At 76.6% G+C, this 16,068-nt stretch carries 14 protein-coding genes; 5 read left to right on the top strand and 9 right to left on the bottom strand.

The window, feature by feature from the left end:
* Positions 1-207: 207 nt before the first annotated feature.
* The 5 genes from VSR01_RS16010 to VSR01_RS15990 form a co-directional block, all read right to left on the bottom strand.
* Positions 208-609 carry a TOBE domain-containing protein gene (locus VSR01_RS16010; protein WP_326449879.1) on the bottom strand — a complete coding sequence of 134 codons (402 nt, stop codon included), beginning with the start codon at positions 607-609 and terminating at the stop codon, positions 208-210.
* 25 nt (positions 610-634) lie between these two features.
* Entirely contained in the window at positions 635-1,966 is a 1,332-nt protein-coding gene (locus VSR01_RS16005; RefSeq protein ID WP_326449878.1) for a hypothetical protein, read from the bottom strand.
* Between the two features lie 120 nt (positions 1,967-2,086).
* Positions 2,087-2,797 (bottom strand): hypothetical protein, encoded by a 711-nt coding sequence (locus VSR01_RS16000; RefSeq protein ID WP_326449877.1) that lies wholly within the window; start codon positions 2,795-2,797, stop codon positions 2,087-2,089.
* Positions 2,794-3,504 carry a vWA domain-containing protein gene (locus tag VSR01_RS15995; RefSeq protein WP_326449876.1) on the bottom strand — a complete coding sequence of 237 codons (711 nt, stop codon included), beginning with the start codon at positions 3,502-3,504 and terminating at the stop codon, positions 2,794-2,796. The genes VSR01_RS16000 and VSR01_RS15995 overlap by 4 nt, the downstream gene beginning before the upstream one ends.
* A complete protein-coding gene (locus tag VSR01_RS15990) occupies positions 3,501-4,739 on the bottom strand; it encodes a protein kinase domain-containing protein (protein ID WP_326449875.1) in 1,239 nt (412 codons plus the stop codon). The genes VSR01_RS15995 and VSR01_RS15990 overlap by 4 nt, the downstream gene beginning before the upstream one ends.
* Before the next feature lie 317 nt (positions 4,740-5,056).
* Between VSR01_RS15990 and VSR01_RS15985 the strand changes: the two genes are divergently transcribed.
* Complete coding sequence (locus VSR01_RS15985) at positions 5,057-5,893, top strand: hypothetical protein (protein WP_326449874.1); 837 nt, start codon at positions 5,057-5,059, stop codon at positions 5,891-5,893.
* Here VSR01_RS15985 and VSR01_RS15980 read toward each other — a convergent pair.
* Positions 5,832-6,422, bottom strand: coding sequence for a hypothetical protein (locus VSR01_RS15980; protein ID WP_326449873.1), 591 nt, complete (start codon positions 6,420-6,422; stop codon positions 5,832-5,834). The two genes, VSR01_RS15985 and VSR01_RS15980, sit on opposite strands and share 62 nt — an antisense overlap.
* A 242-nt stretch (positions 6,423-6,664) precedes the next feature.
* Between VSR01_RS15980 and VSR01_RS15975 the strand changes: the two genes are divergently transcribed.
* Both VSR01_RS15975 and VSR01_RS15970 read left to right on the top strand, forming a co-directional pair.
* Entirely contained in the window at positions 6,665-8,920 is a 2,256-nt protein-coding gene (locus VSR01_RS15975) for a serine/threonine-protein kinase (RefSeq protein ID WP_326449872.1), read from the top strand.
* Positions 8,921-9,097: 177 nt separating this feature from the next.
* Entirely contained in the window at positions 9,098-9,856 is a 759-nt protein-coding gene (locus VSR01_RS15970) for an FHA domain-containing protein (RefSeq protein ID WP_326449871.1), read from the top strand.
* Between the two features lie 96 nt (positions 9,857-9,952).
* Here VSR01_RS15970 and VSR01_RS15965 read toward each other — a convergent pair whose 3' ends face one another.
* Positions 9,953-10,474, bottom strand: coding sequence for a hypothetical protein (locus tag VSR01_RS15965; RefSeq protein WP_326449870.1), 522 nt, complete (start codon positions 10,472-10,474; stop codon positions 9,953-9,955).
* 539 nt (positions 10,475-11,013) lie between these two features.
* On the opposite strand from VSR01_RS15965, the gene VSR01_RS15960 reads away from it, so the two are divergent.
* A complete protein-coding gene (locus VSR01_RS15960; protein ID WP_326449869.1) occupies positions 11,014-12,762 on the top strand; it encodes a TIGR03767 family metallophosphoesterase in 1,749 nt (582 codons plus the stop codon).
* Between the two features lie 82 nt (positions 12,763-12,844).
* Here the strand turns inward: VSR01_RS15960 and VSR01_RS15955 are convergent, their stop codons facing one another.
* On the bottom strand, positions 12,845-14,080 hold the full coding sequence (locus VSR01_RS15955; protein WP_326449868.1) for an acyltransferase family protein: 1,236 nt from the start codon (positions 14,078-14,080) through the stop codon (positions 12,845-12,847).
* A gap of 132 nt (positions 14,081-14,212) precedes the next feature.
* The gene (locus VSR01_RS15950) at positions 14,213-15,262 is read right to left on the bottom strand and encodes a zinc-binding dehydrogenase (protein ID WP_326449867.1); all 1,050 of its coding nucleotides are present in this window, start codon (positions 15,260-15,262) and stop codon (positions 14,213-14,215) included.
* Positions 15,263-15,513: 251 nt separating this feature from the next.
* On the opposite strand from VSR01_RS15950, the gene VSR01_RS15945 reads away from it, so the two are divergent.
* Complete coding sequence (locus VSR01_RS15945; RefSeq protein WP_326449866.1) at positions 15,514-16,029, top strand: hypothetical protein; 516 nt, start codon at positions 15,514-15,516, stop codon at positions 16,027-16,029.
* Positions 16,030-16,068: the final 39 nt, after the last annotated feature.

The following is a 16,068-nucleotide window of genomic DNA, read 5'->3' as shown; positions in this document are numbered from 1 at the left end:
AGGGCGCCCGGACACCCGGAACGCTCATTTTTCGCCGCCGGGCGGGGAAGCACTTCTTCCAATTTGCCGTCGTTGACCGCCCGTACGCGGCCCGACCTGGCCATTCCGTCGACATATTTACGAAGCAATCCAGCCGCAAAGAAGCAGCGTTTCAACAGAAACTGACGGCATTGGAGAGATCAACGAGCAGCAAGATACGGGTGTGACTCAGGTGCGGTCGATGTGCACATTCGTGGACTTCACCCGCGCCGTCGCCCGCATCCCGACTTCCAGGCCGAGTTCCTCCACTGCCTCCCTGGTCAGCAGCGATACCAGCCGGTGCGGGCCGGACTGGATCTCGACCTGCGCGGCCACGTCGCCGAGCTTCACGGCCGTGACGATGCCCGGGAAGGCGTTGCGGACCGAGGTGCGGGGAGCGCCGTCCTCGTCGGATTGTGGTTCGTTCTGCGCCATTTCGACACAGAACGCGGCAAGATCGCGCCCCTCGATGAGCCGCCGGCCGGCGTCGTCGCGGTGGGTGGCGACCCGCCCGCCGTCCGCCCAGCGCCGTACGGTGTCGGGGCTCACGCCGAGGAGCCGCGCGGCCTGGCCGATGGTGTAGGACTGCATGGCACGACAATAGGCGCGGCGGCCCTCACGAGGCGCCCGACGGCGCGGCCCCCGCGGCGAGCCCCGGCTCGGGGACGATCACCCGGTCCCACTGCTTCGCGTCCTTCTTGTACGCGGTCACCTTGCCGCCGGTGAAGCGGAAACTCGTACCGTCGCGCGGGTAGTCGACCTCGTAGCCGCCGCTGATCGCCTTGGCGCCGGCGGGCGTGCCCTCGTACGGCTTGCCGACCGTCCGCCCGAAGTAGAGCAGGGTGCCGTCGGAGGTCCGGCAGAAGGCGTACTCCTCCTGGCCGTCGTGGCGCTGGTAGACCGCGGCGAGGGTGGCGCCCTTGCCGGTGTGGCCCAGGGCGCCGTCGATCGGGTCGGCGTCGATGAGCGCGGTGAGCGCGGCCGGGCAGGGCGTGCCGGGCGCGACGGTCCCGCCGGGCGTCGGCGCGGCGGGCGGGGACGCGGCGTGCGAGGCGTGCGAGGCGTGCCCGAGGTGGGAGAAGAAGTGGGCGACGGCGCCGGCGTTCAGCACCAGCGCGACGATGCCGGTGACGACGGCGGCGAGCAGCAGCAGCGCGCAGCAGCAGCCGATGACCGTGTCGGCGGTGGTGTACCCGGGCGCCCCGCCGGGGGCGCCGCCGCGCGCGCCGGTTCTGGGCGGGGCGGCGGCTCGGGACGTCCTGGAGGCGGTCCCGGCGGCCGGCGCGGCCGAAGCGGTCGAAGCGGCGGAGCCGGTGGAACCGGTCGACGCTGCTGCTGCGCGCCGCTCGGCCGCGGTCTTGCGCTTCGGCACGGTCCGCATCGGGACGGTCCGCGCGGGAGCGGGCGTCGCGGGCGCCTTCTCGGCGGGCGTCCTCCTCGCCGGCGGCTTCGGCGGCGTCCTCCTCCCGGTCGCGCCGGAGCCGGGCGGCGGCAGCAGGCCGTCCAGGCCGCTGATCTCCCGCCGCACCCGCCCGTCGGGATGGAACAACTCCGGGAGCACCGCGGCGAGTTCGGGCGTGGCCCGCACCCCGCCGAAGGCGGCCGGGTCGCGGATCAGCCCTTCCAGCAGCTCGCGCGAGGTCGGCGCGGGCACGGGCGCGAACCCGGGCGGACGCGGGGACTTGGGCTTGGGCGCAGGCTTGGACTTCGGCGTGGACGCCGGCTTCGGCGTGGGCTTCGGCTTCGGTGCCGAGGAGGCCGTATGCGCGGGCTTCGGCTCGGCGGCGGGTCCGGGCGCGTCGGCCGCGGACGCGCGGTCCGCGCGGTCCGGGTGCTTCCCGCCGGGCGCGGGCGTGGCCGGCCTGGCCGTACCGCAGATGTCGCACGCGCCGAGGGCGACGCCGTTGTACGTGTCGCACGCCGGACACCGCCATGTCGCCTCGGCCACCCCGCTCCCCTCCCTCTTCCGCTCCCTCTTCCACGGTCCGCGGCCGGTCCTTCGCGCCGCCGCCTCCGGTCCCGCCGCCTCCGGTCCCGCGGCTTCCGGTCCCGCCGCCTCCGGTACGGCTCAGGCGTCCGTGTCCGCCAGCCGCCGTGCCACCCAGGCGAAAAGCGCCTCCGTCTCGTGCGAGGCGGGCGAGCTGAGCCACGGCCCGCTGTCCGCCGGCGCCGGCGTGGCGGGCGCCGGCGCCGGCGCCCGCGGAGCCGGGGGAGCGGCGTCCACGACGCCGCGGATGCCGTGGCCGGCGGTCAGCCGCTTGACGAACTCCCGTGCGCGCGCCGCGTGTCGGGGCGCGACGAACAGGACGACGGCGACATGGCCGGTGACGTGCTCGGGACCGCCGCCCGGCTCGAAGCGGAACGTCAGCCGCAGGCCCGCACGGCCGTCCGCGTCCCCGCCTTCCCCGCCGGACCCGCCTTCCCCGCCGTCCCCGCCGGACCCGTCGGTCCTGCCGTCCCCGCCGCCTCCGCCGGTCCCGCCGGTCCGGGGCACCTCGCCGTGCCCGCGCGCGTCGCCGTCCCCGCGCGGCGCGCCCGTCCTGCCCGTCGGGCCGTCCCCGCTCGTCCTGCCGGCCCCGCGCGGCCCCGCGGCCACCGGGGTCGCCGTCACCGAGACGCAGCGCTGCGGTGGCACGGCGAACCGTGAGCCGTTCGCCCAGCGGAACTCCAGCAGCCCGCCGGGCCCGAAGGGCTCCGGGCCGACCACCGCGCCCAGGCACTCCAGCCAGGCCCCGTCGCCGTCGCCGTCGCCGTGGTCTTGGCCGCCGGGCCGCCTCACAGGCTGTTCGCGATCGTCTCGATGATCTCGTCCATCTCGAACTCCTCCAGCCCCTCACCGGCCTTGGAGGGGAAGTGCAGCGTGAGGTCCCACTCCTCGCCGATGGCCTCCTGCCACGGCTCGGTCTCCGGCGCGAACAGCACCAGCCGCTTGGCGGACTGCTCCATGACGGCCCGCTGGCTGCGCGCGTACCCCCACTGCTCGAACAGCTCGTCCATCGTCCGCGGGATGTCCTTGGGGTAGTTCTGCGCGGACGCGCCGACCGTGCCGAGCGGGTGCGCGGGTGCGTCGGTGAACATCACGATGACGTGGCGCCGCCGGTCCAGGCCGGTCTCCCAGGGGGAGTTGACGGCCAGGGCGAGCGCTTCGAGGCCCGACTCGGGGATGTCGCCGCCGCCGGTGGCGCGCAGCCCCCGGACGAACCGCTCGAATTCCGGGGCCTGTTCGGGCAGCCGCAGGAAGCCGGTCTGCTCGACCGCGTCGGCCGGGTTGTCGCCGAAGTCGCGGAACGCCACGACACGCAGCCGCAGTTGGCTGATCTCCTTGCCCTTGGCGGCCATCATCTCGTCGAGCCGCTGGTGGAAGCGGAGCGAGCTGTCCTTCACCGCGTCCAGAACCGGGTTCATGCTGCCGGTGACGTCGATGCACATCACGATGTCCACGGCGTACCGCAGGTTGCCGCGGTACTTCTCGATGTCGGCGCTCATGGCGTCGTCTCCTCGCGTTCGTGCTCGGGCAGTTCTTCGGAACGGGGCCGCGGGCCGGGCCCGGAACCGGGGGCGGCGGCGTCGTGCCGCGGGCTCGCCCGGCCGCCGAGGTTGATCCGCACCCGGGAGGCCGTCGGCCGGTCGGCGGGCGGCGAAGCGGCGCGCGACCCCGGCAGGTTGACCCGCAGCCGGCTGGCCCGCGGCGCCGCCGCGTCCGGGCCCGCGTCTCCGCCGGGCCGGGCGTCCTCGCCGGGCCGGGCGTCCCCGCCGGCCCGGGGCTTCGCGTCGTCTTCGTCGGCCGGACCGGCCGGTTCCACCGGCTCGGGGCGCTCGCGCGGCTCGCCCAGCGCGCACGACCGCGGGTCCCTGAACGCCGCGAGGAAGCCCGCGGCATCCGGCCGGCGCTCCGGGGCGGCCGCGGTCATCGCCCGCAGCAGCGCGTGGGCCGGGTCGCTCAGCCGCGGGTCCAGCCGCAGCGGCACCCCGGCGTCGACGACGTCCGCGGGCGAGCCGAACCGGTCGCGGTCGTAGCCGGGAAGCTCCCCGGTGAGCCACAGGTGCGTCATCAGCCCGAGCGCGAACACGTCGGCGGCCGTGGTGAGTCGAGAGCCCTGGACGGTCTCGTCGCCCTGGACGTAGCGGCGCCACTCCGGCGCGCCGTAGAGGGAGTCGCCGGCGATCTCGGCGCGGTCCGGCGGGTCGCCCGCCACGTACGCGTCGTCGAAGTCGATCAACTTCGCGGTGTGGAAAGCGGCTTCGCCGCGGCGCTGGACCAGCACGTTGGCCGGCTTGAGGTCGCCGTGCACCACGCCGATCGCGTGCAGCAGCCGCAGGCTCGCGCCCAGCGTCCGCAACAGCACCGCTTTCGCGGGCGCGTCGAGGGTGTGCGGCTCGGCCAGGCCGGCGGTGTCGATCCGCTCGGTGACCTTGTAGTAGGTGCTGCCCTCGTGGAAGAAGTCGGTGGCCAGCACGAGGTTGCCGGCGCCCGGCGCGTCGGGCGGCAGCCGGTCCATGACGGCGCGGTGCCGCTCCTCGAAGCGCCGGCACGTCTCCAGCCGGATGCGCCGGCTCTCCGCGCTGCCCGAGCCCTCCCGCGGCCGCTTCGGCTCCAGGAACTGCTTCAGGAAGAACTGCGCGCCGTCCTTCTCCGCGAACGCCCACACGCACTTGCCGCCGCCCGCGTTGGTGGGGTCGGTGACCACCCGGTAGCCGTGCACGACGTCGCCCGCCTTCACGCCCGCCCCCGCCGGCCGGCACCCGCGCGGCCGTGCCGCCGCCCGCCCCGTCCCCGTCCCCGTCCGGGGGCGGCATGTACCGCTCGTAGCCCGGCCGGTACGCCGCCCAGGCGTCGTCCTGCCACCCGCGGTCGTCCTGCGGCGCACCGGTCATGTACCGCCTCCGTACGCTCTCGTGGCGCCCCCGGTACGCCTCGCGCAGCCGCGGGAAGTCCGCGAACCCGAACGCCGCCAGCGACAGCGAGGCGTCGTCCGCGGTGTAGCCGCGCACCGCCTCCCGCAGCCCCGCGGCCCAACCGGCCGTGTCCCGCGCCCTCATGAGCGCGTCGAGCAGCACCCACTCGAAGTGCGCGGGCGTCCGCACGTACCCCGAGAAGCCGTCGGTCGCCGCGAGCAGCACGCACGGCAGCGGGAACGCGCCCGGACCGCGCGCCGGATGGGCCGCGACGGTGAACGGCCGGTCGGCGCTCAGCAGGTTCGTCATCGGCGGGTCCTGCCGGAGCTGGTCCAGCGCGTCGTCCTCGGCGGTGTGGTCCCGCGTCAGCGCGTGCAGTCCGGTGCGGGGCAGCAGGACGTACGCCCGCGAGTCCCCCGCCCACAGCGCCTGGCACCGCACCGCCCCCTCCGCGGCGCGGTACGAGACGGCCGCGAGCGTGGTGGGGAGCGCGCGGCGCATCGAACCGGTCAGCTTGCTCCGGCTCGCCGGCGAGGCGGCCCGCAACGCGTGCCGCACCACCCGCGCCAACGCGTCCCCGGCCGGGGGCGCGGCCCCCGCGGGCGTACTCCCGCCGCCCGGGCCCGACTCGGGGACCCGGCCGGCGATTCCGACGGCGTGGCGGAACCACGCCTCGGTGGCCAGGCGGGCGACGCGGGCGCCCACCCAGGCGCCGGTGTACGCGCCCCACGCCGACGCCGCCCCGGCGCCGCCCGCGCCGTCGAAGACCGCGAGGAGGCCCCGGCCGGTGGGGCGGTGCAGGAGCGCCAGCGGTTCGGCGTCCTCGCCGCGGCCCGCGCGGCGCTCGCTCCACACGGTGAGCAGGCGCACGTCCGCGGTGTCCGCGGCCCACACCTCGGCGGCCACGCCGCGCCCGGTCATCGCGGGCCCCCGTCCGCGTCGCGCCGCGGCCGGGCGGGAACACCGCGGACCCGGCTGACGCGTGGGCCGGGCGCCGCCGCGCCGCGCACGACCTCGCCCCTGACCACCTTGCCGGACCCCTCGCCTACCGGCTCCAGCACGGCGCGGGCGTCGCGGACCCGCACCGCGGCGTCGCCGGTGAGGCCCTCCAGCGCGGCGTCGACGGCGGCCCCGGCGGCGTACCGGCCGGCGGCGCCCGCCACGGCGGCGGCGACCAGGTCGCGTACCTGCCCGTACAGCACCGAGCCGACGTCGCGGACGCCGCGGGCGACGATCAGCGCGGGGTCGGCGACGCGGCAGCGCACGACGACGCGGACGTGGTGGTCCGCGAGGCGGACGGGCAGGACCAGGCGGTGTTCCGTGACGTCCACGGTGAACACGGCCTGCCACGCCCCGCTCTCGGGGACGAGCTCGCCCCGGCGGACCGTGCGCAGGGGGCCGTCCTCCGGCACGAGTACCAGGGCGGTGCCCGGCGCCACCGCTCCGGCCGCCTGCGCGGGGGGCGGCTGCGCCGCGAGCACGGGGTCGTACGTCAGCTCCTCGTCCACGCCCCCTTTCCTACGCGCCCCCCACCGGGACCCCTCCCGTCCCCACAACGCGACGCAGCGCACCCGGCCGGGGCAACGCCATACGTGCACGCGACGCAGCGCACCCGGCCGGGCCGGCGCCCAGCGTCGAGGCGGCCGGCCGCCTCGGCGTGAAGACCTGGTGGACGTGGGGGTGGGCGCGGCGCGGAGCCGCTAGGTTCGGATGTGGGACGCGTGATGCGAGAGGCCAAGGGAGACACCCCGTGCGACTGGGCACCCGAGTCAGCGGACGCTACCGCCTCAAGCAAGGCCCCCTCCCCGGAGGCACCGCCGAAGTCTGGCTCGCCCACGACGAAACCCTCGGCCGCGACGTCATCCTCAAACGCCTCACCCCCACCCCCACCCCCCGCTTCGACCGCCTGAAATCCGAAGCCCGCGTCCTCGCCCGCTTCACCCACCCCCACGTCGTCACCCTCCATGACACCGTCCACCTCGGCAAAGGCTCCCGCGCCACCACCTGGCTGGTCATGGAGTACGTCCCCGGCGGCAGCCTCGACGACCGCCCGCCGCTCCCGCCGCGCCTCGCCGCCCACCTCGGCGCCCAGATCGCCGACGGCCTGGTCGCCCTGCACGCCGCCGGCATCGTCCACGGCGACATCAAACCGGGCAACGTCGTGGTCACGCAGACCCCGGCGCCGACCGGGCCGACCGCGCCGACCCCCGGCGCCGCCGCCACCCCTTCCGGGCCCCTCACCGCGAAGCTCGCCGACTTCGGCGCCGCGTACCGCGTCGACGGCAAGGAGACGATCACCCCGAACAGCGCGGTGAGTTACACCCCCGACTACGCCTCGCCCGAGGTGGTCAGGGGCCAACCCGAGCCCGCCTCGGACGTGTTCTCGCTGGCCGCGACGGTCTACGCCCTGGCCGCCGGCCACCCGCCCCGCCGCGGGGCCGGAGCGGCGGAGCCCGGCCGGGCCGAGGCGGACGCCGACCGCGACCCCGACCCCCGACAGGCCGCGGAGACCGAGGCGTTCCTCGCGGCCCGCCGGGCCGCCCGGGGCGACGTCGACCTGTCTGCGGACGTCGGACCGCTGCTCGAACCGCTCACCGCGATGCTCCAGCGCATGCCGCACCGGCGCCCGACCGCGGCCGAGGCGCGGGAGCTGCTGCGCGAGATCGCGGGGGACACCTCCGACCTGCCGCCGCTGCCCCCGCAGCGCCGCCCGGCGACCGGCGCCGGCGCCCCGGCCCGCCCGAACCGCCGTGGCCATGCGGCCGGTTCGGCCGTCGCTGCCGCCCCCGCGGCCGGGACGCCGGCGGACGGCGCGCGCCCGTACCGCGCCGGCCGGTTCCGCCGCCCCGGCCGGACGCCGCTGATCGCCGCCGCCGCGGCCCTCGTCGTCCTCGCCGCCGCGGTCATCTCCTGGGCGCTGACCAGGAGTTCGGGGGACGACGGCGGCAGCGCCGCGCCGCCCGCGACCGGCGCCTCGGCGCACGCCGCCCCGCGTACCGCCGGACCGACCGGCCGAACCGGACCGGCAGGACCGACCGGCACCGCTGCCGGCGCCGACGCCTCCGCCGCCGGCAGCGTCTTCGGCGACCACCGCACCGTCGACCCGTGCTCCCTGCTCGCGCCGGCGGCCCTGCGGACGTACGGCAGCACCCGACTCGACCCGGCCTACGGCAACTTCGACCGCTGCGACGTGATCGTCGGCGTGGCGAAGGAGGGACCGGTCGACGTCGAGGTGGAGTTGGAGGCCGGCCCGCAGCGCGAGGTCGAGGGGACGACGAGCACCACCGGGTCGGCGCCCGGCGCGGCCGGCGGCGGCCGCAGCGTGCGGACCGTGCGCGAGCAGTTGGACGGCGACGAGTGCGACCGCGAGCTGTCGGTCTCCGGCGACGGGCGGGACGGCGCGTACGTGACCGTCACGGCCAAGCCGCAGGGCGACAACACGCCGTCCGGCGCGCTGCTGTGCCGGATGGCCGACACCGCGGCGCGGTCCGCCGCGGCGACGCTCGCGGCGGTGCCGGCAAAGGGCACGCTGCCGCGCCGTTCGCCCGTGCCGCCGGCCGACTCGCTGGCCCACCAGGACGCGTGCACGCTGCTGGACGCGCACGCGCTGGGGGTGGTGCCCGGCGTGGACGCCGACGACCCGGACATCGGCTTCGGCAACTGGCGGTGCTCGTGGCGCAGCACGACCAGCGACACCTACGTGCAGGTGTTCTTCGACCGCGGGGAGCCGCCGACCGCGGACGACGGCACGGCGACGCGGCTGCACGGCCGTACGGCCTTCGTCGCGCCGCCGGACGAGGAGGGCGACCACACCGCGCTGGTGATGCTGCCGGGCCGTGCGTTCACCGCTGCGGACGGCACCGACGGCGCCGAGACGGTGCGCGTGGTGGTCGGCGGGGAGACCCGTACGGACGCCGAACTGCGGTCCATGGCCGTGGAGTTGGCGACCGCCGCGGCCGGCGCCCTGTCCCCGGCGGGCGGTGCGGCGGGCGGTGCGGCGGGCTGAGGCCGAGGGGCCGCCGGCTCGCCTGGGCGCCTCCCGGGCCGGTCCCGGCGGACGCCGTGCGGCCCGTCGTGCGGCCCGTCGTGCGGAGGGGTCCCGAGCGGCCCGGGGCACAGTGGGCGGGCAGGCACGTGACGCCCATGCAGGACAGGAGGCACCTGCAGGACAAGGAGGCACCTGGTGAACCGTCCCGACAGCCTGGCCCGCGGCACCGGACCCGCGCGGCCCGGAACGCTGCACGCGCGCAGCGTGGCAGGCGGCATCCAGGTGCCGCCGCAGACCGGCAGGACCGTGCGGTTCGGCCGCGGCGAGCGTCCCGAGGTCGACCTCGCGGTCGGCGAGGACGACCTGCGGGTGAGCCGGGCGCACGGCGAGTTGACCTTCCGCCGCCGGCAGTGGTGGCTGCGCAACACCGGTCAGCAGCTGGTGCGGCTGCCGCACGGCCGGCTGATGCACGTCAGCTCCGAGCCGGTGCCGCTCGCGGTCGGCTACACGCCGGTGTTCGTGCGCGGCTCCGGTTACCGCGAGCACCTGGTCGAGCTGTTCGTCAGCGGCCACGAGGCGCCGGGACCGTCGCCGCGGCGCGGCGCGGACACCCTGCCGCCCAAGGTGTGGCCGCTGGACGACGACGAACGGCTGCTGCTGGTCGTCATGGGCCAGCGGTACCTGCTGTACGAGGACGGGCCGCGCCCCCTGACGTACCGTCAGACCGCCGAGCAGCTCGTGGAGCTGGCGCCGGGGGTGAAGTGGAGCGAGCGGCGCATCGAGTACAAGCTGGCGGGGCTGCGGCGCCGTCTGCACGACGCCGGGTTCCCCTACGCGCTGCTGCACGAGGGCGACGGGGGCGCGCCGTGGGACAACAACCTCCTGCACAACCTGCTGCGCGGGCTGGTCGAGTCCACGACCCTGGTCCCGCCGGACCTCGAACTCCTCGAATGACGCCGGGCGTCGGGCCGTGGGACCGTCGATCGCGGCGCCGCGGGGCCGCCGCGCCGGCTCGCGCGCGACGCGGCGGGGACATCAGGCCCGCGGCCCCTACGACTTCGCGCCCAGCGCCGCCGCGGCGCGCAGCGGGGTGGCGGCGGCGTCGGCGGCGAGGGCGTGGAGCGCCGCGCGGGCGGGCGGCGTGGCGATCGCCGAGAGCGCGGCGATGATCTTGAGGGAGAGCCCGTAGTAGGGGCCGTCGTGCGGCGCGCGGGCTTCCAGGAGGGCGAGCAGCGCGGGGACCGCGGGCGCCGCGCCGGGGCCCGCGTCGGCGAGCAGCTCCACCAGGTCCTCGACGTTCGCCCCCGCGGGCGCCGCGCCGACGACGGGCGCGACCGCCGCGCCGACCGCCTCCGGCCGCAGGTGCAGCGCCAGGTTCGCGAACGCCTCGAAGTCGCGCCACGCCCCGGCCCGCGCGAAGTCCGCCAGCCAGCCGATGACCTGCTCCCGCGCCTCCGGCACGGCGAGCTCGATCGCACGGGCGCGCTTGGCATCTATGTAGCCGATGCCCAGCAGGTCGCGCACCCGGTCCGCGGGACCGCGGACCGTGTCGGCCGACTCCGCCTCAGCCATGGACAACGGAAGCACCTCTCCGAGCGGGTAACCGAGCGGTCTGTGGGGGTCGGTCCGAGGATACGGGAGACCGGGGGCCGGGCAGCAGCGCGTGACGACCGGCTGCCGGAGCGCGGGGCGCGGCGTCGTGCGCCCCCGCGCGTGTAGGGGACACGTATCCCCAGGTCGCCTCCCGCGTGCCCCGGAGCGCGCGCCCCGGCGCGGTGCCGGAAGACCTGCCGCGCGACGCGGGGCAGACCCGGCGCGGCGAGGCGGCGCGCCGCCGCGCGACGGTCGCGCGAGGTCCGCGCGAGGTCCGCGCGACGGGGGCCGCGCGGTGGGCCGCCGCGAAGCTCCCGGGGGAATTCACCGGCCGTCCAGCCGCGGTCGTCCCGCCGTCCAACCGCCGTCGCCACCCTGGCGGTTGCCGATTACCGGCTGGTAATACAGAGCCGCGCCCCGACCCGCTCCGCACGCCCCGCCCGCCGTCCGCCCGCACCCGCCGTACCGGTCCCGCCCGCACGTCCCGTCCGCCTCTCACGGCCCCAGGCAGGAGAACCATGCGCCCCTACAGCCGACGTCTGTTCCTCACCGGAGCGTCCGCGACCGCGGCGACCGCCGCGCTCGGCCTGCTGGACGGCCCCTACGCCTCGGCCGCCGCCCGGGACCGCGCGGTCGCCGCGAGCGCCGCGCGGGCGGTCAGCACCGCCGGGACCACGCTGGAGCAGGTCGCCGCCGCGACCGGCGACGGCCCGTACCGCCGGCTGACCGCCGGCCCGGGCTGGCCGCTGGTGGTGCGGACCGACCTGGCCGCCGCGGGCCCGGGCCGCGACGACCGCCGCACCGGCGTGGCCTCCTTCGCCCAGTTCACCGACCTGCACCTGGCGGACACCGAGTCGCCGGTGCGGTTCGAGTACCTCGCCCGGTCCATCGACTCCGCGCACCGCCCGCAGGAGGCGCTGACCGTGCGCGGCGCCTCCTCGCTCGTGGAACGGATCAACGCGCTGTCCGGCGGCCCGTACACCGGGCTCCCGCTGTCGCTGGTGATGGCCACGGGCGACAACACCGACAACCACGAACTGGTCGAGCTGGACTGGTACCTGACGGTGATGAGCGGCGGCGCGGTGACCCCGGCCACCGGCGACCTGACGCGCTACGAGGGCGTGCAGAACTCCGGCGGCGCGGGCTACTGGAACCCCGAGTCGTCCTTCCAGGACACGTACAAGCAGGCCGGCTTCCCGCAGGTGCCGGGGTTCCTGACCGCCGCGGGCCGCCCGTTCACCGCGCCGGGGCTGCGGGTGCCGTGGTACACCACGGTCGGCAACCACGACGACAGCATCGAGGGCACGCTGCCCGACCTCGGGCTGCTGGGCTCCCTCTACACCGGCGACGGCAAGATCGAGGGCGTCGACGACGCGACCGCCGCCAAGCTCGCCGACGCGATCCGGCACGACCCCGCCTCCGCGGTGCTGCTCCTGCTCCGACTCCTCGACGGCGGCGGCCCGGTGCGCAAGGTCACGCCGGACGCGCGGCGCGCGCCCTTCACCCCCCAGCAGTTCGCGCGGGCGCACCTCGACCCCGCGTACACCGGCCCGGGCCCGGTCGGCCACGGCTTCACCCCGGCCGCGGCCTCCAGCGGCAAGCTGTACTACACCTTCCCGATCGCGCCCGGCGTCCTCGGCGTCAGCCTCGACACCACCAACAGGGCGGGCTGGGCGGACGGTTCGATCGGCGGGGCGCAGCTGGCGTGGCTGGAGTCGGTGCTGCAGACGTACAGCACGCACTGGTACGACAGCGACGGCCACGTCGTCCGGCGCGGCTCCCAGGACCAGTTGGTGGTGCTCTTCAGCCACCACACCAGCGGCACGATGGGCAACACGCTGCCGGACCCGTACAACCTCCTGGACGGCCGGCACAGCGGTGACGAACTGGTCGCGCTCGTCCAGCGCTACCCCAACGTGGTCGCCTGGGTGAACGGACACACCCACGCCAACCAGATCGTCGCGCACGGCCACGCCGTGCCCGAGCGGGCGTTCTGGGAGATCACCACCGCCTCGCACGTGGACTTCCCGCAGCACGCGCGGCTGATCGAGATCGCCGACAACGGGGACGGCACGCTGTCGCTGTTCACCACGCTGGTGGAGTCCGCGGCCCGCTACGGCACCGACGTCGGCGACACCTCGGACGCCGGACTGGCCGCGCTCTACCGCGAGTTGTCGTTCAACGACCCCTACGCCACCCCGGCGGCCAAGCTCGGCGCGGCCGGCGACCACAACACCGAGCTGCTGCTGGTCCGCCCGTTCGCCTGACCCGCCGGGCCGTCGGTCGGCCCCGCGCGGCAGTCCCGCCCGGCGGCCCGCCCGCGCGTGCCGTCGCGCTCGCCCGCGTACGTCAGCGCGGACGGGGGCGGCTGAAGCGGCGCATCAGCGGAGTCTCCAGCCAGCGGTGCATCGCGGCGGCCAGCGCGACGGACAGCGCGAGCGCGGCGAGGGTGAAGGCCGCCCCGGCGGCCGGGGAGGAGTTCCGCGCGTCCAGCGCCTTCATCAGGTCCAGGACGACGGTCTGGTGGACGAGGTAGAAGGCGAACGAGATCTCGCCCAGCCACACCGCGGTCCGCGAGCGCCAGAAGCCGCCGCGCCCTGCCGTGTCGGCCGCGGCGACCACGGCGATGAGCAGCGCGAACGGCACCAGGGTGACCGCCGAGGTCTCCGCGTCGGCCGGGGCGTAGGGCGTGACCGCGTACGCCAGGACCAGCAGCCCGGCCACCGGCCACACCGGCAGCCGCGGCAGCCAGGCCCTGACGACCAGCGCCATGACGATGCCGAGGACGAACTCCAGCAGCCGGACCGGCGGGAAGACGTAGACGAACCAGTACCGGCGGTCGGCCGGCAGCGCGGTCGCCACCGCCGGCACGCAGAACACCGCGACCGCGCACGACGCCGCGGCGGCCCACAGCCGTTCTGGCCTGATCCGCGAGAGCAGCGGCAGCAGCCAGGGGAACAGCAGGTAGAAGAACGCCTCGCAGGCCAGCGACCAACTCACCGAGTTGGCACCGAAATGCACCCCCGGGTCCCACCACCAGGACTGCACCAAAAGGACGTTGGGCACCACCACGGACCACCCGGCCGCGTGCGCCGTGACGGCCAGGCTCACCAGCGTGAACACCAGCGCGACCAGGTAGTTGGGGTAGATCTTCACCGCCCGCCGGCGCCAGAAGCGCGCCGCGGTGTCGGTCGGGCGCGCCGACCACGTCATCACGAAGCCGCTCAGGACGAAGAAGAACGACACGCCGACCGCTCCCGCGCCCACCGCCCGGTGGAACGCGCGCTGCGCCTGCGAGGGGCCCAGCGCGCCGGAGATCGAGACGTGCACGCAGAACACCAGGAGCGCGGCGGCGAAGCGCAGCCCGGTCAGCGAGGGCAGCCGCTCGCCGCGGGCGCGCTCGGTGGCGGCGTGTTCGCCGGCGGCCCGTGCCGCGCCGGCCCGCTCCCGGCCGGCCCACGCGGGGGTGGTCCGCGCGGTCGCGGTCCCCGCGGCGGTGGTCCCCGCCGCGGCGTCCGCGGTGGCGGCGCTTCCCGCCGTCGCGACCACCGCGTCCGCGGCGGCGCCCGTGCCCGCTGTGTCCATGTGTGCCCCCTTGGCGCAGATGGTAGGGGCGCCACCGGGCCGCGGGGGAAACAACCCCTGAAGCGATCGGTGCGGACACGCATCCTGACGTAGTCGACGCGGCGTAGTCCCCGTCCGCGCGCGCCGCCCGCGCTACGGCGTCAGGACGATCCGGCCGAAGACCTCGCCGTCCGCCATCGCGCGGTGGGCGCGGGCGGCGTCGGCGAGGGGGAGGACGCCGTGGACGACGGACGTGAGCGTGCCGTGCGTGGCGGCGATGAACTGGGCGGCCCGGACGGCCGCGCGGTCGGCCGGCGGCACGGTGTCCGAGCTGAAGGTGGCGAAGGACAGGGATCGTCGGAAGTCGGCCATCAGCTTCATGCCGAAGTCGGCGGGCGGCGGTCCGGCCACGATGCCGACGGCGACCAGTCGGCCGTTCGGCCGCAGCCGGTCGAAGAACGCGGGCAGGTGCGGGCCGCCGACGATGTCGACGACGACGTCGTAGGCCGCGGTCGCGTCGGGGCCGCCGCTCGCGCCCGAGCCGCCGTCGCCCGGCCCGGCGCCCTCGCCCGTCCCGCCGCCGCCCGTATCGCCGCCCCCGCCGGTACCGCCGTTCCCGCCGTCCCGGTCCAGCACGTGGGTCGCGCCGAGCGCGCGCAGCCGTTCGCCGCGCGCGGCCGAGGAGGTGGTGACGGCGACCGCGGACGCCCCCGCCCGCGCGGCGAGTTGGACGGCGCAGACGCCGATGCCGCCGGACGCGCCGCGCACGAGAACGGACTCGCCGGCGGCGAAGTGCGCGTGCGCGAGGGCGAAGTGGGCGACGATGCCGGAGCCGCCGAGCGTCACGGCGTCGGCCGCCGACAGCTCCTCGGGCAGCGGCTGCACGTCCTGGACCGCCGCGACCGCCTGCTCGACGTAGCCGCCGCCGGTGCCGGTGAACGCCCACACCCGCCGGCCGACCCACGACGCGTCCACGCCCGCGCCGACCGCGGTCACCGTGCCGGCCACCTCGCTGCCGGGGACGTGGCCCGGCGTGAAGCCGTACCCGGCCAGCGCCCCGCTGCGGATCACGGCGTCCACGCCGCCGACGCCGATCGCCTCGACCGCGATCAGCACCTGCCCCGCGGCGGGCGCCGGATCGGGCAGGTCGACCACCTCCAGGCCCTCCGGCGGCCCGAACTCCCGAATCACCACTGCCTTCACCGTCGTCGTCCCCTCGCCCGGCGTCCACGCGGCCCACGGCCGCCTCACCGCGACGCTAGGTCACCGGGCGGCGCGCCCCGCCGGAAGTGAGAGCGCCGCGCGCCGCTTTGTCTCAGCGGCGCCTCGGACGGCCCGGGGGAGGACTCCGGCACCCGCGCGCCCCGACGGCCCCCGGAACGGGCGCGGCGTTCCTAGACTGGCGGAAAGCGGCACCGGTGCCGGACACGGTCGTCGGAGGACGGGAGCGGTCCATGGCGGAGGTCGAGCCGGGCGCGGGCGCGCGCGGGGAGGCGCAGGCGCCCGCGGGCGGGGAGGCGCAGGCGCCCGCGGGCGCGGGCGCCCACGTCGAGCTGCGCTGCACGACCCTGTGCGTGAGCTGCCGCGGCGGCGAGCCGGTCGGCCCGGACGGCGGCGAGCTCTACGTCGCGGAGGTCCGCGTCAACGCGCGCGGCGACGGCTGGATCGCGGACGGCGGCGGCGCCGGGTACTGCGGGCGGTGCGGCAGACTGTCCGAACTCATTACGTACCGCGTCCCGTTGGAGCTCCAAGGGCTGCCGTGCACGCGGTGCCGCAGGACCGTCACCTACGAGGTCGCGCTCGACTGCGTGTGGACCTACGAAGGCCGCTTCCGCTTCACCGCGGCCGTCACCTGCCCCTCGTGCGCGCACCGTTCGGTCTTCCGGCGGCTGGTCGACGGCCTGAGCCGCATCCGCCGGATCAGCGTGGGCCCGGGGGGCGTCGCGTTCGACGTCGGCGACCCGCCGTAGCGGGCGCGCCTGCCGCTTGGGCGCCCGGTGGGGCTCACA

It is taken from the genome of Actinacidiphila sp. DG2A-62 (assembly GCF_035825295.1).
Taxonomy (GTDB): Bacteria; Actinomycetota; Actinomycetes; order Streptomycetales; family Streptomycetaceae; genus Actinacidiphila.
The sequence above is the reverse complement of the archived record's forward strand: the minus strand, read 5'-3'. Positions and strand labels throughout refer to the sequence as shown.

Coding starts and splice junctions, on each gene's coding strand:
- VSR01_RS16010 (WP_326449879.1), bottom strand. CDS start 609: ATGCAGTCCTACACCATCGGCCAGGCCGCGCGGCTCCTCGGCGTGAGC.
- VSR01_RS15995 (WP_326449876.1), bottom strand. CDS start 3,504: ATGAGCGCCGACATCGAGAAGTACCGCGGCAACCTGCGGTACGCCGTG.
- VSR01_RS15985 (WP_326449874.1), top strand. CDS start 5,057: ATGAGCGCGTCGAGCAGCACCCACTCGAAGTGCGCGGGCGTCCGCACG.
- VSR01_RS15965 (WP_326449870.1), bottom strand. CDS start 10,474: ATGGCTGAGGCGGAGTCGGCCGACACGGTCCGCGGTCCCGCGGACCGG.
- VSR01_RS15960 (WP_326449869.1), top strand. CDS start 11,014: ATGCGCCCCTACAGCCGACGTCTGTTCCTCACCGGAGCGTCCGCGACC.
- VSR01_RS15955 (WP_326449868.1), bottom strand. CDS start 14,080: ATGGACACAGCGGGCACGGGCGCCGCCGCGGACGCGGTGGTCGCGACG.
- VSR01_RS15945 (WP_326449866.1), top strand. CDS start 15,514: ATGGCGGAGGTCGAGCCGGGCGCGGGCGCGCGCGGGGAGGCGCAGGCG.